Source organism: Microscilla marina ATCC 23134 (genome assembly GCF_000169175.1).
GTDB lineage: Bacteria > Bacteroidota > Bacteroidia > Cytophagales > Microscillaceae > Microscilla > Microscilla marina.
Window position 1 is genome coordinate 1 of sequence record NZ_AAWS01000042.1, and the last position, 26099, is coordinate 26099.

25 protein-coding genes are annotated in these 26099 nt (G+C 38.3%); 16 read left to right on the forward strand and 9 right to left on the reverse strand.

Features of this window, described 5'->3' with window-relative positions:
- Positions 1–249: 249 nt before the first annotated feature.
- Together M23134_RS27740 and M23134_RS27745 are read left to right on the forward strand one after the other, a co-directional pair.
- Complete coding sequence (locus tag M23134_RS27740; protein ID WP_002701977.1) at positions 250–558, forward strand: hypothetical protein; 309 nt, start codon at positions 250–252, stop codon at positions 556–558.
- Positions 559–622: 64 nt separating this feature from the next.
- Positions 623–1510, forward strand: coding sequence for a PD40 domain-containing protein (locus tag M23134_RS27745; RefSeq protein WP_198145104.1), 888 nt, complete (start codon positions 623–625; stop codon positions 1508–1510).
- Positions 1511–1570: 60 nt separating this feature from the next.
- Here the strand turns inward: M23134_RS27745 and M23134_RS27750 are convergent, their stop codons facing one another.
- The gene (locus tag M23134_RS27750; RefSeq protein WP_198145105.1) at positions 1571–2404 is read right to left on the reverse strand and encodes a hypothetical protein; all 834 of its coding nucleotides are present in this window, start codon (positions 2402–2404) and stop codon (positions 1571–1573) included.
- Positions 2405–2822: 418 nt separating this feature from the next.
- On the opposite strand from M23134_RS27750, the gene M23134_RS27755 reads away from it, so the two are divergent.
- The 3 genes from M23134_RS27755 (at position 2823) to M23134_RS27765 (ending at position 5573) form a co-directional block, all read left to right on the forward strand.
- A complete protein-coding gene (locus tag M23134_RS27755) occupies positions 2823–4151 on the forward strand; it encodes an alpha/beta hydrolase family protein (RefSeq protein ID WP_198145106.1) in 1329 nt (442 codons plus the stop codon).
- A gap of 92 nt (positions 4152–4243) precedes the next feature.
- Positions 4244–4726 carry a nuclear transport factor 2 family protein gene (locus M23134_RS27760; protein ID WP_002701983.1) on the forward strand — a complete coding sequence of 161 codons (483 nt, stop codon included), beginning with the start codon at positions 4244–4246 and terminating at the stop codon, positions 4724–4726.
- Positions 4727–4805: 79 nt separating this feature from the next.
- A complete protein-coding gene (locus M23134_RS27765) occupies positions 4806–5573 on the forward strand; it encodes a hypothetical protein (RefSeq protein ID WP_002701984.1) in 768 nt (255 codons plus the stop codon).
- Positions 5574–5784: 211 nt separating this feature from the next.
- On the opposite strand, the gene M23134_RS27770 is transcribed toward M23134_RS27765, so the two are convergent.
- Together M23134_RS27770 and M23134_RS27775 are read right to left on the reverse strand one after the other, a co-directional pair.
- Positions 5785–6207: a CBS domain-containing protein gene (locus M23134_RS27770; protein ID WP_002701985.1), complete on the reverse strand. Its 423-nt coding sequence runs from the start codon at positions 6205–6207 to the stop codon at positions 5785–5787.
- Between the two features lie 121 nt (positions 6208–6328).
- Positions 6329–7192 (reverse strand): bile acid:sodium symporter family protein, encoded by an 864-nt coding sequence (locus tag M23134_RS27775; RefSeq protein ID WP_002701986.1) that lies wholly within the window; start codon positions 7190–7192, stop codon positions 6329–6331.
- A 105-nt stretch (positions 7193–7297) separates the two neighbouring features.
- On the opposite strand from M23134_RS27775, the gene M23134_RS27780 reads away from it, so the two are divergent.
- Positions 7298–8302, forward strand: a complete 1005-nt coding sequence (locus tag M23134_RS27780) for an NAD-dependent epimerase/dehydratase family protein (RefSeq protein ID WP_002701987.1) — start codon at positions 7298–7300, stop codon at positions 8300–8302.
- 88 nt (positions 8303–8390) lie between these two features.
- Here M23134_RS27780 and M23134_RS27785 read toward each other — a convergent pair whose 3' ends face one another.
- The 3 genes from M23134_RS27785 to M23134_RS27795 all read right to left on the reverse strand — a co-directional run bounded on the left by M23134_RS27785 (position 8391) and on the right by M23134_RS27795 (position 12026).
- Positions 8391–9653: a GDSL-type esterase/lipase family protein gene (locus M23134_RS27785; protein WP_002701988.1), complete on the reverse strand. Its 1263-nt coding sequence runs from the start codon at positions 9651–9653 to the stop codon at positions 8391–8393.
- A complete protein-coding gene (locus tag M23134_RS27790) occupies positions 9625–11220 on the reverse strand; it encodes an SGNH/GDSL hydrolase family protein (RefSeq protein ID WP_157558684.1) in 1596 nt (531 codons plus the stop codon). Before M23134_RS27790 ends, M23134_RS27785 begins: the two co-directional genes overlap by 29 nt.
- A gap of 125 nt (positions 11221–11345) precedes the next feature.
- Positions 11346–12026, reverse strand: coding sequence for an ABC transporter ATP-binding protein (locus M23134_RS27795; protein ID WP_045114478.1), 681 nt, complete (start codon positions 12024–12026; stop codon positions 11346–11348).
- A 152-nt stretch (positions 12027–12178) separates the two neighbouring features.
- Between M23134_RS27795 and M23134_RS27800 the strand changes: the two genes are divergently transcribed.
- The gene (locus M23134_RS27800; RefSeq protein WP_002701992.1) at positions 12179–12997 is read left to right on the forward strand and encodes a CPBP family intramembrane glutamic endopeptidase; all 819 of its coding nucleotides are present in this window, start codon (positions 12179–12181) and stop codon (positions 12995–12997) included.
- 220 nt (positions 12998–13217) lie between these two features.
- Positions 13218–14045 carry a zinc transporter ZupT gene (gene zupT, locus M23134_RS27805; protein ID WP_002701994.1) on the forward strand — a complete coding sequence of 276 codons (828 nt, stop codon included), beginning with the start codon at positions 13218–13220 and terminating at the stop codon, positions 14043–14045.
- A 22-nt stretch (positions 14046–14067) separates the two neighbouring features.
- Here zupT and M23134_RS27810 read toward each other — a convergent pair whose 3' ends face one another.
- Positions 14068–16803: a SpoIIE family protein phosphatase gene (locus M23134_RS27810; protein ID WP_002701996.1), complete on the reverse strand. Its 2736-nt coding sequence runs from the start codon at positions 16801–16803 to the stop codon at positions 14068–14070.
- A 287-nt stretch (positions 16804–17090) separates the two neighbouring features.
- Between M23134_RS27810 and M23134_RS27815 the strand changes: the two genes are divergently transcribed.
- The 4 genes from M23134_RS27815 (at position 17091) to M23134_RS27830 (ending at position 20008) form a co-directional block, all read left to right on the forward strand.
- Positions 17091–17564 carry a MarR family winged helix-turn-helix transcriptional regulator gene (locus M23134_RS27815; RefSeq protein ID WP_045114479.1) on the forward strand — a complete coding sequence of 158 codons (474 nt, stop codon included), beginning with the start codon at positions 17091–17093 and terminating at the stop codon, positions 17562–17564.
- A gap of 289 nt (positions 17565–17853) precedes the next feature.
- Positions 17854–18039, forward strand: a complete 186-nt coding sequence (locus M23134_RS27820) for a hypothetical protein (RefSeq protein WP_002701999.1) — start codon at positions 17854–17856, stop codon at positions 18037–18039.
- A gap of 84 nt (positions 18040–18123) precedes the next feature.
- Positions 18124–19341 carry an MFS transporter gene (locus M23134_RS27825; protein ID WP_002702001.1) on the forward strand — a complete coding sequence of 406 codons (1218 nt, stop codon included), beginning with the start codon at positions 18124–18126 and terminating at the stop codon, positions 19339–19341.
- A 367-nt stretch (positions 19342–19708) separates the two neighbouring features.
- A complete protein-coding gene (locus M23134_RS27830) occupies positions 19709–20008 on the forward strand; it encodes a hypothetical protein (RefSeq protein ID WP_045114480.1) in 300 nt (99 codons plus the stop codon).
- 187 nt (positions 20009–20195) lie between these two features.
- On the opposite strand, the gene M23134_RS27835 is transcribed toward M23134_RS27830, so the two are convergent.
- Complete coding sequence (locus M23134_RS27835; RefSeq protein ID WP_002702005.1) at positions 20196–21452, reverse strand: competence/damage-inducible protein A; 1257 nt, start codon at positions 21450–21452, stop codon at positions 20196–20198.
- A gap of 567 nt (positions 21453–22019) precedes the next feature.
- Here M23134_RS27835 and M23134_RS39035 point away from each other — a divergent pair.
- Positions 22020–22442 (forward strand): hypothetical protein, encoded by a 423-nt coding sequence (locus M23134_RS39035; protein WP_002702006.1) that lies wholly within the window; start codon positions 22020–22022, stop codon positions 22440–22442.
- 224 nt (positions 22443–22666) lie between these two features.
- Here M23134_RS39035 and M23134_RS41420 read toward each other — a convergent pair whose 3' ends face one another.
- A complete protein-coding gene (locus M23134_RS41420) occupies positions 22667–22831 on the reverse strand; it encodes a hypothetical protein (protein ID WP_002702008.1) in 165 nt (54 codons plus the stop codon).
- A 207-nt stretch (positions 22832–23038) separates the two neighbouring features.
- On the opposite strand from M23134_RS41420, the gene M23134_RS27850 reads away from it, so the two are divergent.
- The 3 genes from M23134_RS27850 to M23134_RS39040 all read left to right on the forward strand — a co-directional run bounded on the left by M23134_RS27850 (position 23039) and on the right by M23134_RS39040 (position 25863).
- Positions 23039–23539, forward strand: coding sequence for an NADH-quinone oxidoreductase subunit A (locus tag M23134_RS27850; RefSeq protein WP_002702009.1), 501 nt, complete (start codon positions 23039–23041; stop codon positions 23537–23539).
- A gap of 285 nt (positions 23540–23824) precedes the next feature.
- Entirely contained in the window at positions 23825–25141 is a 1317-nt protein-coding gene (locus M23134_RS27855; RefSeq protein WP_002702011.1) for a lytic transglycosylase domain-containing protein, read from the forward strand.
- A gap of 314 nt (positions 25142–25455) precedes the next feature.
- On the forward strand, positions 25456–25863 hold the full coding sequence (locus M23134_RS39040) for a hypothetical protein (protein ID WP_157558685.1): 408 nt from the start codon (positions 25456–25458) through the stop codon (positions 25861–25863).
- The last annotated feature ends 236 nt before the right edge of the window (positions 25864–26099 follow it).

Consider the following 26099-nt stretch of genomic DNA (forward strand, 5'->3'; position numbering starts at 1 on the left):
TCTTTGCGTAGCCTTGGCTACGGAACTATTTTTTGAAGAAGTACAACGGTCAGAGACGAAATTCAGTGGATTAGGTTATTTTTGTAGTTTTACTAAGGCTATTATAAACTAAATAAAAGAAGAATAGGTTTGGGGAAAAAGAAAATTATCTGGTTTTGGTAAAAAAACCTTGAATGCTGGCAATGTGGCAGACATCATCTGCGTGGCGTATTGTTTGAAAAAAGTAAATAAACCATCTACTCAATATTTATGAATCACCTACAATACATTTACCTTCTAGTAGCAGTTTTGCTATGGGTACTAGGGTACTTACATACAGGCAAGCTGGTGCGCCCCCGCTGGAAGCAACCTGGCAAAGCTGTTTTTTACCTCACCATTTCGGTAGCCCTTATATATTGGTTTGATCACTACGCCTTGTTTTTTATCATTTTACACCCTTTGCTAGGGCTGGTGTTTCATATCAGAGTGTGCCGTCGCCACCACATCAATTGGAAAACTTGCCAGCCTCGCGAAAAATACATTGAGTTGCAAGAAAAATGGGCAAAGGGAGAGTTTTAAAGTGGAGAATTTGCGTCTTTGTACATAGATTATGTACTTTATTAAAAAAACTTATAATTGACAAATGATACATAGAACTCTTCTTATTCTTAGCATGTGTTATGCTTTTGGGAGTTTTGCCCAATCCAAAAAATACTTAGGACAAACCCCTCCATTGTCAAAGCCAAAAAAATTTGCTCCTGGGCTCATTTCTACCCAAGCAGAGGTAGAGTTTGGGTCGGTGTTTTCTGCTGATGGCACTGAGTTTTTTTATGGAGTAGATATTGATCAAAAACCAGAAATACGCTATTGTAAATTGGTAAATGGGCAATGGAGCAAACCGAAGGTGTTGCTGAAACACCCTCAATATACCTACCATGACCCCTTTTTGTCGCCCGACGAACAAAGACTGTATTTTATCTCTAATAGACCACTGAGCGGCAAAGGAGCAAAAAAAGATGCTGATATATGGTACATCCAACGTACCACACAGGGCTGGAGCAAACCTATCAATGCCGGGCGCAATATTAATACTGACAAAAACGAATATTACATCTCTTTTACCCAAAAGGGGAGCATGTACTTCTCGTCGAACCATGCAGCCAAACGCTCCTACAATTACGATGTTTATGTGTCACGCCTTAAAAAAGGCAAATTTCAGCCTTCTGTTCGTTTGGGACCTGGAGTGAATACCCGCCGTTATGAAGCCGACGTGTTTGTGGCGTATGATGAGTCTTATTTGATATTTTGTTCTATTCGTGGAGATGCTTCGCGACGAGGTGATTTGTATATTAGTTTTAAACAAAAAGATGGGAGCTGGGGCAAAGCCAAAGACATGGGAAGCCTGATTAATACGGTAAGCCACGAGTTATGCCCCTTTGTAACCAAAGATGGGAAGTATTTCTTCTTTACCCGCAACAACGATATTTATTGGGTAAGTGCTGACATTATAGACTTGTATAGGAAGCAGTAAACTATGCTATGCTTTTTTGAAAAAACAAGTTGGTCTTGCAGGTCAAGACCAGCTTATGATCTATTTCAATGTTACCTTATCAAAAGACGTGAACAATTTTTCGGGCACATCATCTACTACCTGTATGTTTGATAGTTTGGCTCTGCCCCGATTGCCCGATAGCATCAAGTTGCCATATTTTTGGTAGTCGAGCCAAGGCATTACAAAGTTAGCAGAATCTTGGCTGGCTTCTTTAAAGTACGCCCATTGTGCCACCAGTTTGCTTTGTTGGTCTACATACACCTCATATTTGTTTTGTGGAGTATCGCCCACATTCTTAAACGAAAGTGTCAACACATCAGCTTTTCTACCTCCTTTTACAGTGTCTTCGCGGGCATACTTAAGAGTTACCCCTGAATCTTTCAGTTTAAAAGGCATACATAACCAATACATGTCATTGATCCATACACTTTTGCCTCGCTTCAGGTATTTTTGCAGTGAGTCGGCTTGAGTTATTTCTACACTGTCCTTTCGTACTTTGCCTTTGAGTGGTTCACGGTACACATTTAGTAATATGTTCATTTTGCCATTGTTGTAATCAATGCGTACATCTCCCGTTTTTTTGTCCCAGTACAATTGTCGCCGATTAAAAAAGTTCCAACTAATCAAACGTGTTTTATCCCAATTGGCACGACCCCCACTTGCTTTCATTACCTCATCGGCTATTTTAATGGCCTTAGGGTCTGAGTTTTGGGCATCGAAGCCCTCAGCCGCAGGGTTTTCTTCTTGAGGTTGTTGGGTAGTTGTCTGGCTGGAGTCCGTATTTGAAGTAGTCTTTTGCGTGTTGCTACCGCCACAGCTTATCAAACCAATGGCAATAAGTATGGGCAACAACACAAGGATTAATTTTTTCATTGGTTCAGGCATTTTGAATTTAACAAAGAGTTTATCCTAAATTAAAACATAACATTCGACAGGCTCTTAGGCTTTCAAGTCCGATCAAATCAGGGAAATGACATTCTTAGCAATGCAAAAGCAAGATTTTTAACTTTCAACCTAAAAGACAGGGTAGTTTATAGGTAAAAAGCACCATCAATATCTCAAAGTACCTATTTTTCCTTGAATAAGCAGTTTTTGACAATTTTTCTCTGCATCAAATGTGTATTTTTATATTATGAACATTTTGGCTGGCACAAAAAACAGTTTTGCTCTTTCCTCCTGTCTGCTTCAGTGGGGGCAAAAGATAACCATTTTTACCAATTGCCATAAGTTTTGTATAGAAGCCAAAGTGCTTAGCAAAGAACCAGGAACACAACAATACTATTGTATACCCATGAAAAACTTAAAATGCTCACTGCTGTTCATACTTGTTACATTACTGTCACAGTGTATTCAGGCACAACAACTTCCTCGTCGCGCTTTCTTAGGAGCCCAATTGCAAAATGTGACCGAAGCTCAGCAAAAAAGCCTCAAGTTACCTACTCAACAAGGGGTACACCTTGTTCGCGTACTGCCTGGTTCGAGCTTGGCATTTGCCAAACTTAAGGTGGGCGATATTTTGACAGCTATTAATCAATACTCCATTGTTAACGTACGTCAGTTTATGCCTTTACTCAAGAAATTTAAGGCAAATGATAAAGTAAAACTGACCTATTACCGCCAAGGAAAACAACGTCAAGCCCACATGACTTTTCAGGAGTTTCCAAAAATGCAAAGTAAAACTTATGATGTAATATACAGCTCGGTAAAAGCCAACACCAATCATTTGCGTACTATTATCACCAAGCCCAAAGGCAATGGTAAGTATCCGGCAGTATTGATTGTACAGGGTTTGGGTTGTGCGACGATAGACAGTCCTGTAAACCGTTTTTCAAAAGCGATCTCCGACTCATTGACAGGTAGAGGAATGGTGGTAATGCAGGTAGAAAAGACCGGAATGGGAGATAGTCAAGGCGCCCCTTGTCGGGAATGTTCTTTTGAAGAAGAGGTAGAAGGCTACCGTCAAGGAATCAAGGCGTTGAAAAAGATGTCTTATGTAGATGCTAATCAGGTGTTTATGTTTGGTTTTAGTATGGGAGGTATTATCGCCCCCATTGTTGCAAGCCAAATGCCAGTCAAGGGAGTCATTGCTTATGGTACGGTAGGAGGGAGGAACTGGTTAGAGTATGAAATGGAAAACACTCGCCGTCAGGCAGAAATGGCAGGCACGCCCTATGATGAAATAAGTGTAATAATGCAAGCCAAAGAAAAAGCTTTACATTACCTCATGGTAGAAAAGCAAGCCACTCAAGATATTATAGCTAAATATCCCGAAACTGCACCACATTTACGTTATCCACAGCACAGCCAATACTTACGCTCGGTAGGCAGTCTTAACCTGGCAAAAAACTGGTTGAAAATCAACGCCCATGTGTTGGTAGTGCACGGCAAAGCCGACTTTGTGAGTTTTGCTAAAGACCATGCCTTGATTGCCAAAATTGTAAACAGTAAACATCCTGGCAAGGCTACTTATACAGAGTTGCCCAACAGTGATCATTGGCTCAATGCGATGAAAACCATGCAGCGTAGCAGGCAAAATCGCAGAAACAGAAATAATGCAAAAAATTATCGTTTGCTCAGCATTGTTAGTAATTGGATTCTGGAAAAAGTGAAGATTTCTTAAATAACTAAATACATTAAAGTATCTCTGATGGGTAGCTGATAGCTATTTTTACTCGAAAACGAGGAGATTCTATAACTTAAATTCCTGTTAAAATGACTTATATAGCAAAAAGTGTATGGGCAGTGTTACTAAGCGTAACCATGGCTGCCGCAGTACAGGCACAAGATATAAAAAACGAAAGCAAAAAAGTAAAGGCAGTGATCAAACAATTGTTTGACGGCATGCGTCAGGGCAACCCTGACATGGTAGCAGGTGCTTTTTACGAAAACGCCACCTTGCAAACTACTTTTACCCATCGGAAAACTGGTAAATCGGTACTGCACAACGGCGGAGCCTACACCAAATTTGTAGAATCTATCAAAAAGAAAAAGCCTGAAGATACTTATGATGAGCGCATCAGTAAATATGTTGTGCAAATTGATGACAATCTTGCCAGTGTATGGACTCCCTATCAGTTTTACCTCAATGGTAAATTAAGCCACTGTGGAGTAAATAATTTCCAGTTGTTTAAAAGTGAAAAAGGCTGGAAAATCATTTCAATTATAGATACTCGTCGCCGAAAAAAATGTAAATAATTTTGAGGGGCATCACACAAAGAATACAAGGTTGTCTGGCAGTAAAACAGGCAACCTTTTTTTATAAAATACTACGTTCATGAAAAAACACTTGACCATATTTAGTCTTTTGCTGATACTCAGCCTGACACCCCCCCTTGCCCATAGTCAGGGCAAAGTTAACTCTACTAAACGTTTGCTTAAGGCAATGAAAAAACGCTATGATGGCAAATGGTTCAAGGCTTTTACTTTTATCCAAAAAACCATTCGTTACAATGCTCAAGGACAACCATCAGCACCTGCTACCTGGTATGAAGCCATTCGTTACCCTAATCAATTTAGAATAGATATAGGTGACCTCAAAAATGGTAAATCAGTTATTTTTGCTGCTGATTCGGCATACCGCTTCAAACAAGGCAAATTGATCAACACTCGCTATGACCCTCAGCATTTTTTATTGATGAAAGGAGGGCTTTATTACTATAGCCTTAAAAAGTGCCTGCGTATTTTGAAAAAAGGAGGTTATAATACCAATTTGTTTCATGCCAATACTTATAAAGGGCACCCAGTATATGTGATAGGTGCTAAAAAAGGCGACCTTAAGACCGCTCAATTCTGGCTAGACCAGGCACATTTTTATGTAGTAAGGCGAATACGCACTACTCGCAGCACACCTGCAAAAGTATTGGATGTACAATATGCAAACCATAAAGCTACTGGAGGTGGTTGGGTAGAGCAAAAAGTGAGTTTTGAACTAAATGGCAGGTTGGTACAAGTAGAAGAGTACACCAACATAGACACCAGCCCAAAGTTGCCCAGAGACTTTTTTGACCCTACTCAGTTTGGTAAATCGCACTGGTATAAATAGGGGAGGGCTTTTTTCTTGTTTTACCAACAATCTTACACATAGTCGATCATAGTTGCCAACTGACGACTTGCCAAAAAAAATGACGTGAAATAGACCAAAAAAAATCGCTCACTAACAAGGAATCAGTGAGCGGTTTGATTGGAAAACTAAACTTGTGAAAAATATAGACTTAATAAAGTAAGCTTTGTGGGCTGTAATCTTTATATATCTCTTAGTGATATTGTTCCAATAAATACTTGATAAGATCGGTAGTAGTAATAATACCTACTAAGCCGTTGTTGTCTATTACTGGCAATGCATGAAACTCTTTCTTAGATAAGATTTCAGCGGCTTCTCTGATGGTGGTTTCTGTATTTACTGTTACCAATTGGTCAATCATTACTTGTTCAATGGTAAGTACACTGTACAAAGTGGTAGTTACTTGCTCGTTGCCCTTGCCATAACTATCCACAAAGTTTACCCGCATTAAGTCAGTATAACTTAACATGCCTATAATCTCTTGATTGTCTACTACAGGCAAATGGCGGATTTTTTTGTCTTCCATCATTTTCTGTGCATCAATCAAAGAATCCTGTAAAGTAATGGTTACAGGGTTGTCCGTCATTATCTTGGTAACTAACTCTCTTTTTTTCATATCTATAAGGATTAAATATTTTTGATTTCTTTTTTTAATGAGTGCAAGTAGCTACTTTTTATTGAGCAATTCTATGATATAAATCAGGTTTAGAACTGATGTGTGTCAAATAGCTGAAAAATCAAACTTTTACTCCCCTTGAAGCTTTTCGGGCAAATAGCACCACCGGAACCACAGTAAAAAACATCAACAAGCCATATACTGCCCCAGGGGTAGCCATTTCGGCATTATGCAATACCGAAGCAGCGATAGTAATGGCAAGTGTACCATTCTGAATGCCTGTTTCGAGGGCAATAGTAAAACTCTGGCGTACATTTACTTTGAATATTCTTGCCGAAAAATACCCAAAAGCCATCATTACTACATTAAGCAACAGCACTGGTACTGCTGCCTGACGTAATTGAGTAAAAAAGCTAGCCCGATTGCTATAAATTGCCGCCGCTATAATGAATATAAAAAAGCCAATAGAAAAAGGTGCGAGTATTTTTTCTATTGATTTGGCAATGGTTTTTGATCTAGCTTTGATAAACATGCCAATGGCTATTGGGACAATGGCAATGGCAAACATAGGGAGAATGATGCTCAGTACATTAAGGGAGGTTTCGTCACCCATAAACTTGTTGATTGCCAACCCCATAAATACCGGAATTGTAATTACTGTAAGTAAACTACTGATGGCAGTAAGGGTCACGGACAAAGCCACGTCAGCTTTAGCCAAATAAGAGATCATGTTGGAGGTAGACCCGCCTGGGCAAAAAGCAAGCAAAAGCAAGCCTACGGTGAGTGCAGGAGAAAGTGGAAAGATACTTACCACTAACAGTCCAAATAAAGGAAGCAAAATTAATTGATTGATTAACCCTATAGCCGTAGCTTTGGGGAGCGAAATCACTCGCTTAAAATCTGCCAGGGTAAGGGTAAGCCCCATGCCAAACATAATAAAGGCGAGTGCCAAAGGTAAAAATACCTTGAAAACAAGATTAGACATAAGTAAATTGAGTATGTAATATAAATGAGCCTTGGAACAAATAGAGAGTGACTTTTGGTTTACTCTCCAGCCAAAGCAAGTTAACAAAATAATGACAAAACGATTATGAAAAACATATTATTGATAGGTGGGACAGGGTTTATCGGTCGGCATTTGGTAGAGCAGCTCAACAAAGAACACAATCAGTTAATTTTGTTTAGCCGCAATGCCCCCACATTTGAGTTGCCACAAGGTGTGCTCACTATACAGGGCAACCGCATGCACCTGAAAAACTATCGGGCACAATTTGAGCTTTTCAAACCCGATGTAGTCGTTGACCTCATTCCGTATACTCAGCAAGATGCTGAAGATTTATTGGAGGTTTTTCAAGGAATTACTTCTCATATCATTGCATTGAGTAGTGCTGATGTATACAAAGCTTATCAGATTTTTCACGGAAGTGGTGAGGCTGTAATGCCTGGTGTACTCAACGAAAAAAGTGAACTAAGAACCAAAATGTTTCCTTATCGTCAGCCTGAGCAGTTTAACGACCTCATGTACGACTATGAAAAAATTCAGGTAGAGCAAACCTTATTGGGCAATGGTAACATAGATGTAACCATTTTGCGAATGGCGGCTTTGTATGGCGAGCATGATACCCACAAAAAACTGTCAGCGTATATTCGCCCAATGCTTACTGGAGAAACTGAAATATTAATACCTGAACACAAAGCCCACTGGCGGTGGACAAGGGCGTATGTAAAAGATGCGGTACGTGCTATAGATTTGGCGATTAGTGAACCTGCTGCTCGTAATGATGTATTTAATGTGGGTGCTGCTAAAACTTATAGCCAGTTTGAAATTATTGAGTTGCTCAAAGCGCTTACTGGCTGGAAGGGGGAGATTATTACAGTAAAACAAAATATTATCAGTGATGCCCCCAATGAGTTTGAAGAAGAGCTTACTAAAGATGAGTATGATTATGGGCAGCATCTGGTAATAAATTCCCAGAAAATACGTGACATGTTAGGTTACAAAGAAAGCGTGCCTTATATCATAGGTATAGACAAAACCATTGCTTATGAAAAAAGCCTGGTAGATAGTGAAAAACAAACGCAGGAGTCGGAATAAGAAATGAGTGAAAGGTACCAATAAAAAAAGATTGAGCAGGACAATTTTACTTTGCTCAACCTTTTTTTGTACAAAAGTTAACTGTTTTTTAGTTCATATCTACCATTTTTAGAGCGTGCATTCTATAGTCTTGAATCAACGCTTGGTAAAGTAAGTCGCCTTGTAAACGGTACCCTTTACCACTCAAGTGGATGTAGTCACGGCTTGATAACTTGTAGCGTCCCCATTTTTTGATAGAGCCCAAACCACCCATAATGGTATAAATATCCCAAACCGCACAATCCATCTCTTCGGCAAGTTCAAAAATCTTACGGGCAGCATAGTTATTACTGTAGTTCTTACGCCCTCGGTATAGGCAATCGCCAGGAGTCGTAAGTAAAATAGAAGCCTTGGGAGCTGCTCTTTTGATACGTCCAATCAAAATGCTATAATCACGCTTAAATTGCTGGGCATTAAAACGGTGAGTATAAGCATCGTTGGTACCTAATGAAATAATGACCAAATCAGGTTGAATACTTTTTACTTGATTTACTACCCTGGGACTGCGTAAAAATGACTTTACAGTAGCACCATTGGCACCAGCCGAGTGGTAAATCACGCCCTTGTCATTGTTTTCTAACGAAACCCCCTCCAATACAAATGAATTTTGCCCTGGGCGGTTCTTGTTCATGGCTATAGTTACTTTGTTTACTGGGTGTTTCAGTAAAAACTCTACATAACCATCTGCTACAATCCTTTGGGGTGATAGAACCTCGTGCGTGGTAATCAGTTTTACCTGAAAAGAAGAACGATTACGGGTATTATAAAAAACTTTGACCCGATTAATGCTGTATTTATGTCCTTGGCGATTTGGGTTAATTGTAAAGCGTGCGTTTTGATCATAAGTGGAAGCTACCATACCACTGATGCCCCAAGAGGCATGCTTGGCAAAGTTAGTTGCCCAACTGCCCGACCACTTACCCGAATAGGTAGTTTTATAAGTGTGAGGATCATAAGATTTAGCCATAGAGTGTGGAAAAACATAGCCTCGTCCGGCAAGTCCAAAATGAGGTTGATATTTGAAGTGTTTTCGTACCTGATCAGACAAGAAGTCGGCCTGAAGGTGAGAGTCACCTATATGCATGATATTAACCTTGCGGCGTTTATCTTGCAGGTACTCATCCAATGCTTGGTAAAAATGACTAAAAGCCTTTCCTTGTTGGGGTTTATATACCTGATTGTAATCGTAGCGTACAAACGGGTATTTTCGCTCTACTGTAGGTGTGTTGGGCAGTTTAGCCAGATGTTGATAATTAAAAGATGCCCAAAGACTGATGTATAAACTAACGATATAATTGATAGAACTTGTCATATTCTGAAAGTATGGCTTTGTACAGCATTTCAGAGACAATTAATGCTCCTTTGCCTGTAAAGTGAGTAAAATCTCGGTTTGCCAGAGCTGGTTTATGAAAAACCCAGCTAGGCATTGAATTTTTGCCACCCATTGCTTCATATAAGTCCCAAAAAGCACAACCTGCTTTGAAAGCAGCGTTTTTCTGGGCTTCTCGAATCAAGGGTACATTTGGATATGTTGTATATCCTCCGGCAGTACGCCGCGACATGTCAGAAACTCCAATAACCAGGATACTTAACTCAGGATCAAGGCTCTTAAGGAATTTCAACTGTTGGTAAAACATTTTTTCGTACCATTCATAATTAGTAAGTACATGCGGTACAATGTTAACACCAAACTGAAGCACAATGAACTTTACATTCATTGTGCGGATTAACTTGCGATAATGTTCGCGTTGTATACGGGTAAACTCTACTCCTGAACTACCCCTAAGAGGTATATTGTCAAAAGTAATGCCCTGATTAGCATCTAAGGCAACCCCATAAATTTGGGGGCTTTGTGTGCCCACTACTTTAATTTGTACCTGTTCCAGTGGTTTAGTCAGCTTGTGCTGATAATAATTGAACTCATCTGATACAGGAACTTTTACCCTGATTGAGGAATCGTTTTTGACATTGATTCTCAACTCAAATGGGGCTTTTTGATTTCTATAAAGTATTTTGATATTTTGAACAGCTTTTTGCTTAGGAGTAGCTGACGCTAGTGCTCTGTAAGATACAGATGCCGCTATCTGTGTAGTTTTCAGTGGTTTAGCAATGTAACTTGCTTTTCTAAATAACGGTTGTGGCGTTGAAAAATTATACTCATTTTCACCGAATTCATTATATCCTGTGGCAGGATTCAAAAAACGATAATAACTGCCCAATATGCCATAATACTTAGAATTGGTACGGCGAAAGGTTCTACCAAAAATAGAAGCTTTGATCCAGCGCCTATCTGCCTTTTGATAAAAAGAAGTTTTGGTATGGAGCTTATCCACAATGTCTAGTACACCTACACCACCACCACCAAACTGTTGCTGAAACTTTTCACGCAAAAATGCGGTAATTCGGTCACCCTCTAGTTGTGAGTCTCCATAATGCAACACTCGTACCAATCGGGTGGCTGTTTTTTCCTGCAATGAGGTCAAAGCCCTGAAAAATGGGAAGAGTAAACTATCTTGTCCCTCTGGATATTGTATTTTTAGTTCAGGTTTTAGGCGCAATGAGTCAGGAGGACGGTAAGCTTGGATATTTTTTTTAGTAGAATCCTGAGACTTTATGCTATCATTGCCTTGTGCGGTTTTACTGTGCCCGTTTTGTTTTGAACCTCCTGTATTTTTAGGGTTTGAAGTATCAAACTGATCTGTAAGCTTGTCTATGTTTTTATAAGTAGGTTGGTTGGCAGGTAGAACATCAGAGGCTTGAGGGAATCGAATGACTTGTTTTTCGCTTATTTTCACTTCTTTAGGCATCAAAAGTGAAACAGCTGCAAGTATGGCAATTACATATACCATCAGCATTAGTATGCGAGTAGGCTTTATCATAGGTTTAAACGCACTGAATCAAGCTGCAAAAGAAGCAAAATATGCTGAATTTCACAAATTATTGAAGTGCTAATATTGTGTTAAAACGCTCAGATAATCAATTAGTTATATTCTATTTGTTTAGCTCAAAGCTCTTTATTTGAGTGCTTACCATTGTTTACAATGAGTCCATCTACCATTACTATCTTACGATCAGCAAGTTCGGCGAGGTTTTCGTCGTGGGTTACCACTACAAAAGTTTGTTGGAACTCTTCTCGGAGTTTTAAAAATAATTTGTGTAACTCTTGAGAGTTTTCAGTATCCAGATTACCACTGGGTTCATCGGCAAATACTACTGTAGGAGCATTGATCAATGCTCGTGCAATGGCTGCTCTCTGTCGTTCTCCACCCGATACTTGTGCTGGAGTTTTATGAGCAATTTCCGCCACGCCCAACAAGCTTAATAACTCCAACGCTCGTTCTTCAGTGGCTTTTTTTTGTTTTTTTGCCAAAAAAGCAGGTAAGCTTACATTTTCCAGAATACTAAATTCGGGCAATAGGTTATGAAACTGAAACACAAAGCCAATGTGTTCATTACGAAATTTTGCCAGTTTTTGTCCACGCAACAAATTAATGTTTTGCCCATTCATTACTACCTCGCCCTGGTCGGGTACATCCAATGTACTGAGTATATGCAATAACGTGCTTTTGCCTACCCCTGAGCGCCCCACAATAGATATAATTTCAGCTTTTTTTACTGCAAGATTTATTCCTTTTAAGACTTCCTTATCTCCGTAAGATTTATTAATGTTTTTGGCTTCAATCATTTTTTTGTGCAAAATCTGTTTTAAGTCTGCAAAGTACGAGATTATTTGCAAGGAATGAGCTTAAAGTGAATTTTGATGGTTTGAGAAAAGATTTTTTAACAACTTTGCTCCATTTAGTGAAAAATAATTGCCTCATTTTTTTATAACTTCTAATGTTGAAAAAACTCTGGCGGAAGCTATTTTTGAGCACATTTCAAAAGGTATCGCAGGAAGCTACTCCCCAGATGCACGGTGTTGGCTTAAACAATCAAACCATTGGAATACTGACCACGGCAATACTGTGTTTGGTGTTTACCGAATATTGGGGTAGCCTCAGTTATTTAGTTAAATCGTTGGCAAACATAAGTTTGCCGTTGAGTAACCAACTAAAGCATTGGCTGAAAATTCATGCACATCCCCAGTGGATAAAAACGGTGTATTGGTCAATGGTTACTATAGTCTTTTTTTTACTGGTGCCCTTGGTATATATCAGATGGTGGCTCAAAAAGCCACTCAAAGACTTTGGTTGGCAGTGGCGTGCTACTCGTCAAGATATACTCATCTATATCACATGTTTGCTATGTATGTTGCCCCTAGTATGGGTTGTGTCATCCTCTCCGGTTTTTCTTGCCAAATACCCTTTTTATCAACCTAAGCCCAATGAAGTGGCCTGGGAACGTTACTTTGTCTTATGGCAACTAGTGTACTTACTGCAGTTTGTGGCAGTAGAGTTTTTCTTTCGTGGGTTTATACTACATGGAATCAAAAAACAGTTGGGAGCTTATAGTATTTGGGTAGCCATGCTGCCCTATTGTATGATTCACTTTGGTAAACCTTTGCCCGAAACCTTAGGAGCAATTGTAGCAGGTTTGATATTAGGAACTTTTAGTCTGAAAAACAATTCTATTTGGTTAGGGGTGTTGTTGCATTATGGGGTAGCCATTACGATGGACTTGCTCGCTTTATGGCACAAAGGTTTGTTGTTTGGCTAACTTTATCTTTGGAGTTAAAAATGAAGTATTTTGGGCTAACCAAATAAACCAAATCTAACTAAGCGAACGCTGTTTTTACTTTTAAAAATAAATCAATTGATTTTTAGACAGGTTCTAAAATAAGCGAAGTAAATGATACATTTAGTTAAAACATAAAAATTTTTTAGGATAGGCTAAAAATAACCTATAAATTTGTTGTTGCATTTGAATAATTTGTATAATGGATTGGAGCGACAGTAATTTATGGTTTGCTTTTGGGCTGACTCTTTTTGCCGGGTTATCTACTGGAATAGGTAGTGCAATGGCTTTCTTTTCTAAAACCACCAACACTAAATTTTTATCAATAGCACTTGGCTTTTCTGCTGGTGTAATGATTTACGTATCATTTGTCGAGATATTTGTCAAGGCTAAAGATGCACTTACCCAAGATTTAGGAGTAAAGATGGGGTACATCATTACAGTAGTATCTTTTTTTGGTGGTATGCTACTCATTGCTTTAATTGACAAGTTGATTCCTCATTTTGAAAATCCCCACGAAAATATCAAAGTAGAAGATATAGACGACAAAGAAAAAGATGAGGAGTACCAAAACAGGAAGAGTTTGTATAAAGTGGGTGTTTTTACTGCCTTGGCTATTGCTATTCACAATTTCCCGGAAGGACTCGCTACCTTTGCCGCAGCACTCAAAGACCCTACCTTGGGTATACCTATTGCGGTGGCAATTGCCATTCACAATATTCCTGAAGGCATTGCTGTATCAGTGCCTATCTATTTTGCTACTCATGACAAAAAGAAGGCTTTTCGGTACTCGTTTTTATCGGGGCTTGCCGAGCCGGTGGGAGCCATTGTGGGTTACTTTATCTTTTATTCCATTTTCAACGACATTACTTTTGGGGTACTATTTGCCGGGGTTGCTGGTATCATGGTGTTTATTTCATTAGATGAATTGTTGCCTGCTGCCCGCGAATATGGTGAGCACCATTTGTCTATTTATGGAATGATTGCTGGAATGATGGTAATGGCTTTGAGCTTGATATTGTTTGTTTGATAAAGCAACCAAGTTCATTTGATCAAACCTTTACCCCTACCAATGTAACATCATCGCGTTGCTCTTCCTCATTTTTCTGAAAGTCGTTCAATGTGGCAGCAATAGCCTGACGTTGTTTTGCCAAAGGTAAGTGGGCATAGTGCGCCAGCATTTTTTTAAAACGGCTTGAGCCAAAATTACGGCGTCGAGAGTTGGGTAGGTGAATCATTCCGTCGGTTGACAAATATAAAATAGAGCCTTGGGGCAACTGCAAACAATGTTGTTCAAATTCTTTGTGGCGCTTGTTGCCGCCAATTGAATAGCGGTTTGCTGGTAACTGTGCGAGTTCATTAGGTGCCTGAGGTAACACATAATACAAAGGACGCTTGGCACCAGCAAAACTTAAGGTGTGCCCTTGTTCTTTGTTTTTTTCCAGCGTACAAAGGCAAATATCCATGCCATCATTATTTGTGCTATTTTCCTGTTTTAGGCTCTGGCGTAGCTCAGTATCTAGTCTTTGCAGTATTTGGGCAGGAGCCAATACCTTCTCTATGTGTACAATTTCGTTGAGAAGTGCAAACCCCATCATGCTTAAAAATCCACCTGGTACCCCATGCCCGGTACAGTCTACTACAGCAAACAAAAGCAAGGGGTGAGACAGAGCCAGTGATTGATTGTTTTTTTTGGGTTTTACGGACGCAAACCAGTAAAAATCACCTGATACAATCTCTCTGGGTTTAAAAATCACGAAATGTTCTTGAAACACTGCATCCATTTCAGCCTTGTAGGGCAACATTGCCTCTTGCATACGTTTGGCATAATGCAAGCTATCTTGGATATGTTGATTTTTACGCCCCAGCTCATCTATTGTATCACTTAAAATAAAGTTATGTGCTTTTATCTCAAGGTTTTGTTGCTCTAGCTTGGTGTTGGTAGCTTTGAGCACTTTTTCTTTGTTTTTCAGCCTTTCATTTATCTTCATCAATTTGTTGGCAAATTGTTGTGATTCTTGCTGATGCTTTTTGATAATAGCATTGCGTTGTTTCAACATTTTATTGCGCTTGCGTATCTGATAAATCGCCGCCAGAATAATCATCAGCAATACACTCATCCCTATCAGTGTATTATGCCTCAGTGCCCGTTCTTCATGCAATACTTGTTGCTTAAGTTTTCTGTCTTTTTCAAGCAAGGCAATTCTCTGTTGTCGCTCTTTGTCTTGAGCTTGTTGGCGTTCCAGTGCAAGTTTCTGAAGTTTTTTATTATTGCGTAGTGAGTCTATCAGAAGTTTTTGTTCTTCGGTATACAACCTTTGCTCTGCCAGTGAAAGCAATTGTTTCACTTTGTTTTTTTCCAATAATTCGTTGGCCAGTATCGACTGCTGCAACTCTTGATCTTTGCGTAGTAGTGACAGTTCAGAAGCTTTAAGCGCCAAATTTTGTCCTTTTTTTTCACTTTCAAGCTGTAATTTACGGTTGAGCGAAGCCTGTTTTTCTTCTTCAGTCAGCAATAGTTGATAGTCTGCTTCTTTTTGGTCAATGGTGAGCTGCCGGGTATATAAGTCCTTTAGTTTTTGCCGGTTTTCTACTTCTATCTCTTCTTTTAATTGTATCAGCAATTTGTAGTAAGCTTTTACTTTTTTTGGTCTGTTTTGTTGTTCATAAATTTTGATAAAGACCTTGTAGCTATTTTGTAAAACCTCCTTGTTTTGTTGGGCTTTTGCAATATTCACTGCTTTCTGCAAATATTCTTGTGCCCGATCAGGGTTCCCCCGAATGCAATAGTTAGTAGCAATGAGATTGTGCAGGCGGGCAATGTCTAGTGCATCCCCAGTTTGCTGCCTAAACTCCATTGCTTCCATAAAATATTGTTGGGCCTGCTGTGGCTCTTGTAACAGGTTGTAGGTAATGCCTATATTAGTGAGTAGTATGGCACAAAAGTTTTGATAACCTTTTACTTTACCTTTTTGGTGTGCTCTTTTATACAAAACCAGCGACTGTTTGAAAGCATTGATGGCCTCAGTGTGTTGGTTTAATTTTTTGTACAAAAAACCAATACTATTTAATGTAATTGCTTTTTCTGTGGCAGACTCTGTTTCTTTCTGAGTTTTTAAAATTAATTGCTCGTATGCCAACGATATATGGTAAGCGTTGGTTTGTTTATGTATTTTTGCCAGTTTTTTGAGGGTACGCAGGCGTTCTTTTGCTGGCTCACTACTTTGCATACCCAACAATTGCTGGTACACGGTTGAGGCTTTTTTGTATAACTCCATTCGCCAATAAGCTTGTCCAGTGTTGTCCAGTACTTTACACATTAGGTCAGCGTTGTAGTGTTGAGCTGTGATAAGGTCACGACTTTGCCGAAAATAGTGAAGGGCTTTGGTAGGGCTTTGCCAATGAAGGTATAAGTTACCGATTTCGTAATATACCTGAGCTATACTAGATGGTTGTTGAAGGGTTTGATATACTGCCTTGGCTTTAAGAAAAAAATTGAGAGAGGTGGCAAATTTTTTATGGTGATGGCTTATTTTACCTAAAATGAACAAGCTTTGTGCTTTACCTTGTATATAACTATTGGCTTGTGCCAAACGCAGCGCTTGTTGTGCCTTACGCAATGCCAAGTGTGTTTGTTGGTTTGCCAAAGACTCTACTGCTTGTTGGTTGAGTTGGACTACGTGGGTAGTATCGTAAGGTGGGGTGTTTGATTGGCTATGAACAATAGTGCAGGTAAAGGCACAAGTCAGGTAATAAAAGAGTAATATGTAGATAGACCAAAGATGCATAAAAATGGTAGTAAATAAAATCTAAAACTTGCCTGAACAATTTACCTGAACAACGGGATATGAATGGGTGAAAGTTAGATATACAAATCAACAGTTCAGTGCTTCCCTCACACGAAAGGTTATTTCGAAAAATAATCAAGAGTCTGATTCATTCAATATGAATATAAACAATAATACTTATTTTTTGAACCTTTTACAAATGCTGTATAAGCTTATATTAAATTGCACGTTGTTTTTTAAAGTTAAATGCAATACATTTGCGATAGTTGATAATGCAACTAAATATTATGTCGGATAAATCTTATAATTTAGACGACTCATTAGGGTACTTGGTCAATCATACTGCCCGTGCAATGAGTCATCAACTCAACCAAAATTTTTTGCAGGCAGGGTTCAATGTTACAGGCGAACAATGGATTGTATTGTTACAGATTTTGGATGATGACGGGCTCAATCAGCAAGAGATTGCCTGTAAAGTTGGCAAGGATAAAGCAAGTATTACCCGTTTGGTAGATGGCCTGGAAAAGCGAAACCTTGTGGTGAGAATTTCTGATAAGAACGATCGGCGTAACAAGCTGATTTACTTGACAAATGAAGGGAAACAGGTAAAAGCAGAGTTAAGTAAAATAGCGGAAAAAACGCTGACTGATTTGCAGCAAAACATAGATCAGGCAGATCTTGAAAACTGTAAAAATGTGTTACGTCAAGTCTTTAAAAATTGCCTTGAAGTGTGTAGAAGAGGGTTTGATCCCAAACCATGAATTCCAAGGCAAATAAATTGAAAATATAAAGAAAGCCTAAAATAAATTGGTTGAGTGGTGTAAATGACAAGTCATTTTTGGCTAAATATTTGGATTGATTTTTTGCAAAATCCTGTGTAAAACCTTAGATTACGTGATGTTTTGCAGAAATATTCGGGGTATATAGGGCGAACTGAGAGGTTTGACAAATAAAATTTTTTAAATATTGCTACCAGCAAACTTTTCTATGTCCTGAATATCAGCGTTATTAGACTACAAATTGTTTATAAACTTTCATAATTATTACTCTATGGAACAGTTGACAGAAGATTTAAAAGTAAAATTAAGTGGTGAGATTGAAGAACTGAAATCCCAACTTACCGGGAAACTTTTTGAAGATATGGAGATTAGAGATCAAATCCATAATCTTGAAATGAAACTGAATGGAGTAAAACCCGCAAACAGTGAAATTGATTGTATAGGGTGCTCTAGCTAGTATTTAAAACATTGCCCGGCGAATTGTCGGGTTTTTATTAAATTATACTGTTGATATATCAACTATTGTCAAAGTTTTAAATGTATGTTACTGAAAAATAAAAATATAGTCAAGCTGGTTTTGTTACTGGCGAGTAGCTTAACGGTGATGTCAGGAGCCACTATTGCTCCTTCTTTGCCTAAAATGAGCGAAGTGTTTGCCAATACACCCCATGCAGACTTTTTGTCTAAGTTGGTACTTACTTTACCTGCCTTAATGATTGCCTTGGTATCGCCGCTGGTAGGAATTATGATTGATAAGTTTGGGCGACTTCAGTTGTTGTTCATAAGTTTGATAATTTATGCCTTGGGTGGTACCACTGGGTTGTACTTTAGCGATTTATACAGTATACTGGCAGGCAGGGCTTTGTTAGGTGTAGCAGTGGCAGGTGTGATGACCTCAGCAACTACGCTTATTGCCGACTATTTGGAAGGAGAGGAGCGGAACCGGTTTATGGGCATACAAGGGGCATTTATGGCTTTTGGTGGAATGGTGTTTGTCGGAAGCGGTGGTGCCTTGGCAGATCTCAACTGGCGTTTTCCTTTTGCCTTGTATTTCTTTTCATTGGTGGTATTGCCACTTGCTTATACCTACCTGGTTGAACCTGTTAAAACTACGGATAAAAACATAGGGCAAATAAATAGTGGCCCAGCTGTCTATCCTAAGTTTTTGATAGGCTTTATTTACATCATTACCTTCTTAAGCATGTTGTTGTTTTATATGATACCTGTGCAGCTTCCGTTTTTGCTCAAAAGCTTAAATATAGAAAAAAGCTCTTTGGTTGGACTTGCTATAGTGGTAAGTACAATGATGGGGGCCGTTACTTCGGCTAGTTATCAACAACTGAAAAAAAGGTTAAGTTATATGCAAATCTACGCCATTGCTTTTGGATTGCTAGGCATTGGTTTTAGCCTGGTGAGTTTGGCACAAGGGTATGTTATCATATTAGTAGGAATGGTATTTAGTGGTTTGGGTATGGGACTCTTGATGCCCAACCCCAGCCTATGGTTAATGTCGTTGGCTCCGGCAAAAATCAGAGGACGTTTGATTGGTGGGCTTACAATGGCAGTATTTATAGGGCAGTTCTTTGCTCCTGTCATTAGCGAACCAATTGCCTTGAGGTGGTCATTATCTACAGCGTTTGGAGCTGGTGGATTACTTATGTTGACGTTAGCTGTGGGCTTTGTTTTGAGTAATCGAAACCTTATGAGCCGCGACAAAAAATGGAAACAACAGCTAAAAAAAGATGGAGTGGTATCTTGAAGCGATTTTTTAGAGGTGATTAGTTGATGTTAAGTAATGAGTTTTAAATAGTAACGTTTTGATAAACAGGTGATTAAGGTTTTATTATTTGAGAAATCGCTTGGTTTAACACTGATCGCTTTTGCTTGGTAATTCTGGTGAAGTTAATCAATATTTTGACAGTGAGAATCTTGGTTATCTGACAAATCATTTGAATATTGGCATAACTTTCTGTTTCAGAATTAAGTTAAAGTAATAAAAGTATGATAATTAAAAATACTCCGGCAAAGATTTTTTAGAATAGAAAAACTGAATAATAATTGAGAAATTTATAATACCATCTGCTTACAAGTATAATGACAATATTCAACAATAAAATACCAACACTATGAATCAATATATGATAGATATCGACCTGCCAGAAGAATTAGATGAAGACTTTATGGCTTTGGTTCCAGCACAACGCCTCAAGATTAATAAACTGATGGGCAACCGTACCATTAGTAGCTATTCGTTGGCACTAGACCGTTCTAAACTTTGGGTAACCATTAATGCCAAGTCGGGCACCGAAGTAATGGATGTTTTATCTACTTTCCCTCTTATCAAATATATGAAATTTCATATTCACGAATTGATGTTCCACCATGAAGCTTCTATGTTGGTGATTCCTCCATTCTCGCTTAACTAATACTTTATCCTCTTGAAATAAAATCAAGGGACTAAATTGGCTGAAAAAACCAAGGCTACAATGTATTAGGTATTCGTTCCTGAGGTACTGGTTGGCGTATCAAACAGATAACGATATAAAGACGCTTACAAATCTTGCGTTGTAAGCGTTTTTTTTATGGTGACTTTTGTCATCCAACTTAAACTTATTATTGAATCAGCCCTTGTTGTTTTTTGCGTACCAAGTCAAGGATAACATTTGCGGTAATTTCAATATTGAGTTGCCTATCAGGTGTAAGCATAAGTTTTTTGCTATAAGTACCATTTTCATCTGCGTAGGCAATCCAAACAGTGCCTACAGGCTTTTCTTCTGAGCCTCCACCTGGTCCAGCCACTCCACTGCTTGCCACCCCTATATCGGTACCAAACCTTTCGCGTACATTTTCTGCCATTTCACGAATAGTTTGTTCGCTTACTGCACCATGTGCCTTTAGTGTTTCTTCTTTCACCCCTAACCGACTCATTTTTATTTCGTTACTGTATGCTACAATGCCCCCTAACAGGTAGCGCGAACTACCAGGTATTTTGGTAAACAAATGGGCAAGAAAACCCCCTGTACAGCTTTCAGCAGTAGCAATGGTTTTACCCTTTTCTACCAATAGCTTGCCTAAGTTTTCTTCTAATGTATCGTTGTCATAACCATAAATGTACTTGTGAATCAAAGGCGTTACTTTAGCTTCTTCATCTGCTATTTGCTGCTTTATTGTAGCCTCATCTTGTCCTATTCCAGTCAGGCGCAGGCGTACATGCCCATAATGAGGCAAATAAGCCAGTTTAATATTTTCGGGTAGGTTATCTTCCCAGTCCTTGATAATGTCGGCAAGCAACGACTCACCCTTGCCAAAAGTTTTGATCATGCGGTGATGGATAATAGGAGTACTAAAAAAACTATGGATTCTAGGAATAACCTCTTCTATCATCAATACCTTCATCTCATGCGGAACCCCTGGCATCGATACAAACACGCTACCTTCGTGCTCGAACCACATACCAGGTGCTGTGCCCGAACGATTGGTAATATAAGTAGCATTGTCTGGAATGGCCGCCTGCTGGCGATTACTTTCTAATATAGGAATGTTTCGTTCTCTGAAAAGCTCTTCAATTTTTTGAAGTGCAGGTTCGTGAATGACCAGATTTGCTCCAAAGTATTTAGCCAGTGTTTTTTTTGTAATATCGTCTTTGGTAGGCCCTAAACCTCCTGTAATTAAAATTATACTGGCCCGTTGGCTGGCTTCTTTCAAAATGTCTAAAATCTGAGTTTCATCATCACCTACTGATGATTTTCTGATAGTTTTTACTCCTATTTTGTCCAACTCAGCACTTATCCATTGGGAGTTAGTGTCAGTAATTTGGCCATATAAAATCTCATCACCAATGGTAATGATTTCAGCAAAAGTTGTATTCATAAGTTGTCGTTTTCTAAGGGAAATACAAGCGTGTAAAGGTTTGAGAAAATCTGGTAAAACAAAGCTTGTAGTGATCAAAGGCAATAAATGTAAGTGTTTCTAAATAAAACTTGTGTAATATTTTTAATAAAAATACAGTATATTTTACAGTTTTACTTGTTATTTTTATGGATATAAATAGAATGCTTCCAGTTTTCCTTCTTTTAGCTCATCCTCTTCCACAAACACCTTTACTTTTTCAATAGTAGGCAAACAGCCTTATAAACAATCCTTTTCTGTCTTCATTAACTTATCAGTTGTGTATCAGTATGCATTGAACAGGTAATGGTTAACCTGCCTGGAACCCTAGCTTCTAACTAATAAATTTATAACTAACTGAAAATAAGCGTACTGTAAATTTGTTAGTTGCCTATGAACCGAATCTACAGCAGCTTGCTGTGATGAGCTCAACGCAGTTAAACAGGGTGCATCTAGCGCCTAGTCGCTAGAACCTTGTTGGGGCTTCTAAGTAGGCAAAGCCATCAGGTTTTGCAATAGTTACGAGCTTAAATTAAAACTATATACACAATGAATTACGAAAGAACATATACTACCGATCACGGGCGTACTTATTTGAATATCCGTTATAATGCCATTGACGATTATTTGTTAATCAATTGGCTGGGGTATATAAGTCCTCAGTTTGTAATGGAAGGCTCTAATGCTATTATAGAAGCAGCAGTAGCCTGTAGTACTGGTAAGTTTTTATCTGATAAAACCTCAGTACAAGGTACTTATAGAAAAACCAACGTTTGGTTGGAAGAAGACTGGTTTCCAAGAGCCATGGATGCAGGCTTAAAGTTTGGTGCTTCACTGTTGTCAGAAAACATATTTAGTCAGATGTCAAGCAAAGACTTAGAAGAAAGAGTGAAAGGGGGGAGGCTTACTTATAAAAACTTTAAAAGCATGAACGATGCAGTAAACTGGCTTAAAGATAAAAAGAGTATATAAATGCCTTAAATATCAGGAGGGTTTGAGGTAAGTGTTCTACACTACCTCACTCAAGCTCCTCCACCTTCAAAAATATCCTACATATTTTTTTATATGACCTTTAATGAACACTTTTTACTCGAAAATTTATAGGTATAAGAGCTAAAGTGGAGACTGTTTTTAAGGCATAAAAAAAGCCTACAAACACTGTTTGCAGGCAATATCAAATGCAACCTTGATAGGTATTACTCACCTTTAGGCTGATTTTTTTCGTAACGACGCATTACCGTCTCAGCTTTTTTGATTTGAGCTAAGTGATAGCTTTTTTTAGCTACTTCTTTGCCACCTTTTTCTATGGTGACTTCACGGTCTTTATTCTTTAAGATTTTTTTAGCTATTCTCTTGTTCATGATGCTTTCAACACATTTAGGGGGATGTCCTCCAGAAAAAATTTTCAAAAAAAAGTATGCAAAAGTACAGAGTTTTACTGTAATGTCAAAGAATCGGGCAACTAACTTGTTTTTATATGAGACTAAAAAATGAAAACTAGTTTTTTTTATCAAATTTACTAACTTTGTCAAGCTACTAAACCTGATATTTTTATTAAATTTAAAACCATGCAAAACCCTGAAATACAAGAATTTGGTATTATTCTCCTCTTCATTATAGGGGGTGTTGCATTTGTATCAGTTACTTTTTTGATAAGTTACCTACTACGCCCTAAACGCCCCAACCCTGAGAAACTCACTACCTACGAGTGTGGCGAAGATGCTGTGGGCAATGTATGGGGGCATTTCAATATTCGTTTTTATTTGGTGGCCTTATTGTTTGTCTTGTTCGAGGTTGAGATTTTATTCCTGTTTCCCTGGGCAACAGTATTTGGGCAAAAAGAACTTATTGAAGGTACCCAAGGTCAATGGGGATGGTTTGCGCTGATCGAGGTTATAATCTTTGTGGGCATTTTAGTACTAGGACTGGCGTATGCTTGGGCAAAAGGTTACCTTGACTGGGTACGCCCTGCACAAAAAAAATCGGATTATGTATCTAAGATTCCTGCCAGTGCTTATGACAGGGTAAACCAGCAAATGTATAATAAGAGAGAAAGCGTACAGAGGTAGGGAAATGTGAAATATAAAATTAGTACAATTTTATATCGTAAATTTTATCATAAAAACCTTGCCTTGTGCGTTATAAAAGTACCAATCTAAAACTATGACCTTACCTGGTCAAATAATTAAAGGAACACTATATATTATACCATGAATATATTATTCAATGTATTCATATTGATCAACACTGTCATACTATCTGCTATAACTTGAACTATTGATGGCAAACCCAAGTCAGGTATTATGAACCTAAATTATCTTAAAATAATTATTAAAAATAAAGTTGTTAAATTTATGCAATATTCTTTAAAAAAAGCAATCAAACAAGGTTGTTTAATAGTAGCACTGTGGGCAGGTGCGACAAATGTTTACAGCCAAACCGAAAGAACTTCGTTTGATGGTAGCATATTTTCTGCCGGGCTGGAAAAGAAACTGTCGGCATATTTGGAAAAGAACAATGAAGCTACATCCGTAAAAAGTACTATTAAAAAGCCCAATAAAAACCTAGTGCCCCCCGTACTCGAAAATCAAGTAAAGGCACGCTTAGCAAAGGTGAAAAGTGCTATTGAACTCACTTACAACAAAGATGTGTTGGGTTGGGTACATTTGTACACTATTCGCAAACGTAAGTACACTGAAGAAATACTCCGTCGTACCAGTTTTTACTTTCCAGTGTTCGAACAAGCCCTTAAGCGATACGGTATTCCTGAAGAGCTTAAGTATTTGCCCATTGTAGAGTCTGCTTTACGCCCCAACGCAAAATCTTTTGCCAATGCGGTTGGTCTGTGGCAGTTTATTCCCAGCACAGGTAGCAGCTATGGTTTGCGTCAAGACTGGCTGATAGATGAGCGAATGGATATTTATAAATCTACTGATGCAGCTTGTCGTTATTTACAGGGAATGAATAAATACTTTAACGATTGGCAGCTTACTTTGGCAGCTTATAACTGTGGTCCAGGCAGGGTGATTCAGGCAGTAAAAAAAGCCAAAAAAGAAGCGGCACTCAAAGGTAAACCATTTAAAAAAGACTTTTGGAATATTTATAAGTACTTGCCCAAAGAAACCAGAGGCTATGTACCCGCTTTTATAGCAGCAAGCTATACTTTACATTATTACAAGAACCATAACCTTACCCTAAATAACCCTATACCTGCTATACCTTCTAATGTAGTAATAGTAAAGCAGTTTATAGATCTTAAAAAGTTTGCCAAGGCGCTTGAGGAACCTTATGAAAAAATTCATTTGTTGAATACCCACTTAAAACGCCAAGTACTTACACCCCATTGGAAAGGTTATCCGATACGTATTCCTTCTAATAAAAAGGAGTTTTATGAGAAAAATAAAACCAAAATATTAACGGCTGCCCGTCAGGTGAATAACCGAAATATGAATTACAGAGTGCGTAAGGTGAAGTACTTTCCAGATAGAAAGAAAATCAAACGTGACCGTCGTCTCAGGAGTTACCATGTGGTAAAAGCGGGTGATTCGCTGGAGCAAATAGCTAAGACGCACCAATTGAGTATTCCTGAAATACGTTTATGGAACTTAATGCCTTCAAACCAAGTGAGTGAAGGGCAAGTATTGTTATTGCTCAAACCCAGAAAAAAGTAAAAAAGAGTTTAGATTCTGAGGGTAATTGAAACACTGATTTTATCCGTTTGACTTAGATTATATTTACGCTTATTTAATTTTTATTACAATGCTACTTTTGTTATTAAGAGTAGCATTTTTTTTGTTAATGTTGAATTTTATGTATAATATCTTGTATTGTAAAAATAGTATACATTTTATTTTAGATAGAATTGATTGTATTTTTGCGAGAACAAGTGAGGTGATAAGGATTTATTGCGTCGTTGTTTTAAAGGTATAAATTATTATTCTTCATATCAGACTAATCACTAAGGTTTTATTAAAGTCATCACATCATGGAAGTAATATTGAATGAATCTTATGGCAGTGTACGCCTGGATGCTCATAATAGGATTGTATATGTGTATTTCGTCGGGAGAATTTCCACTGATGAATATAAAAATATTTGGAATACACTGTTGAGCATTGCTACAGAAAAAAATCTGCGTAAGGCGTTTATAGACCAGAGTAGGATAGAAAAAGCTAGTATTGAGGCACGTGCTTGGGTAGTTGCCAAGTGGTTTCCTAAAGCCAAGAAAAACTTACCTGCTGACAATATCAATATCGGAGTACTTTCTTCTACAAGTTTTTTTGCTAAAATAGGAGGAGAGTACATTGCTACTGCGGTAAAAAATATGAGTAAGTTCAATATTAAGTTTTTTCCTACCGAGGCCGAAGGAACCAAGTGGTTGAACGGCTTGTAAAGCACCTATAGGATATTTTTTATAATATTGTCAAGCCAGTTTTTGTAAACCTGAAATCGTTTACAAAAACTGGCTTTTTTTGTTAACATTCACTTTTTTGAGCGTTCAATTTGCTGTTATTTTTGACGCAAATTGTATATTGCCTTATAGAAGTTATCTTGGTTTCATACCTCTACCCAAAGCTAGTAATACTATGAGTAATATAACCAATATAGTAGAAGACATTGCCTGGCTGT

Coding starts and splice junctions, on each gene's coding strand:
- M23134_RS27765 (WP_002701984.1), top strand. CDS start 4,806: ATGAAAAAACACTTGACCATATTTAGTCTTTTGCTGATACTCAGCCTG.
- M23134_RS27755 (WP_198145106.1), top strand. CDS start 2,823: ATGAAAAACTTAAAATGCTCACTGCTGTTCATACTTGTTACATTACTG.
- zupT (WP_002701994.1), top strand. CDS start 13,218: ATGGATTGGAGCGACAGTAATTTATGGTTTGCTTTTGGGCTGACTCTT.
- M23134_RS39035 (WP_002702006.1), top strand. CDS start 22,020: ATGAATTACGAAAGAACATATACTACCGATCACGGGCGTACTTATTTG.
- M23134_RS27790 (WP_157558684.1), bottom strand. CDS start 11,220: ATGATAAAGCCTACTCGCATACTAATGCTGATGGTATATGTAATTGCC.
- M23134_RS27850 (WP_002702009.1), top strand. CDS start 23,039: ATGCAAAACCCTGAAATACAAGAATTTGGTATTATTCTCCTCTTCATT.
- M23134_RS41420 (WP_002702008.1), bottom strand. CDS start 22,831: ATGAACAAGAGAATAGCTAAAAAAATCTTAAAGAATAAAGACCGTGAA.
- M23134_RS27775 (WP_002701986.1), bottom strand. CDS start 7,192: ATGTCTAATCTTGTTTTCAAGGTATTTTTACCTTTGGCACTCGCCTTT.
- M23134_RS27770 (WP_002701985.1), bottom strand. CDS start 6,207: ATGAAAAAAAGAGAGTTAGTTACCAAGATAATGACGGACAACCCTGTA.
- M23134_RS27830 (WP_045114480.1), top strand. CDS start 19,709: ATGAATCAATATATGATAGATATCGACCTGCCAGAAGAATTAGATGAA.
- M23134_RS27810 (WP_002701996.1), bottom strand. CDS start 16,803: ATGCATCTTTGGTCTATCTACATATTACTCTTTTATTACCTGACTTGT.
- M23134_RS27815 (WP_045114479.1), top strand. CDS start 17,091: ATGTCGGATAAATCTTATAATTTAGACGACTCATTAGGGTACTTGGTC.
- M23134_RS27785 (WP_002701988.1), bottom strand. CDS start 9,653: ATGACAAGTTCTATCAATTATATCGTTAGTTTATACATCAGTCTTTGG.
- M23134_RS27750 (WP_198145105.1), bottom strand. CDS start 2,404: ATGAAAAAATTAATCCTTGTGTTGTTGCCCATACTTATTGCCATTGGT.
- M23134_RS27855 (WP_002702011.1), top strand. CDS start 23,825: ATGCAATATTCTTTAAAAAAAGCAATCAAACAAGGTTGTTTAATAGTA.
- M23134_RS27800 (WP_002701992.1), top strand. CDS start 12,179: ATGTTGAAAAAACTCTGGCGGAAGCTATTTTTGAGCACATTTCAAAAG.
- M23134_RS27760 (WP_002701983.1), top strand. CDS start 4,244: ATGACTTATATAGCAAAAAGTGTATGGGCAGTGTTACTAAGCGTAACC.
- M23134_RS27745 (WP_198145104.1), top strand. CDS start 623: ATGATACATAGAACTCTTCTTATTCTTAGCATGTGTTATGCTTTTGGG.
- M23134_RS27835 (WP_002702005.1), bottom strand. CDS start 21,452: ATGAATACAACTTTTGCTGAAATCATTACCATTGGTGATGAGATTTTA.
- M23134_RS27780 (WP_002701987.1), top strand. CDS start 7,298: ATGAAAAACATATTATTGATAGGTGGGACAGGGTTTATCGGTCGGCAT.
- M23134_RS27740 (WP_002701977.1), top strand. CDS start 250: ATGAATCACCTACAATACATTTACCTTCTAGTAGCAGTTTTGCTATGG.
- M23134_RS39040 (WP_157558685.1), top strand. CDS start 25,456: ATGGAAGTAATATTGAATGAATCTTATGGCAGTGTACGCCTGGATGCT.
- M23134_RS27825 (WP_002702001.1), top strand. CDS start 18,124: ATGTTACTGAAAAATAAAAATATAGTCAAGCTGGTTTTGTTACTGGCG.
- M23134_RS27795 (WP_045114478.1), bottom strand. CDS start 12,026: ATGATTGAAGCCAAAAACATTAATAAATCTTACGGAGATAAGGAAGTC.
- M23134_RS27820 (WP_002701999.1), top strand. CDS start 17,854: ATGGAACAGTTGACAGAAGATTTAAAAGTAAAATTAAGTGGTGAGATT.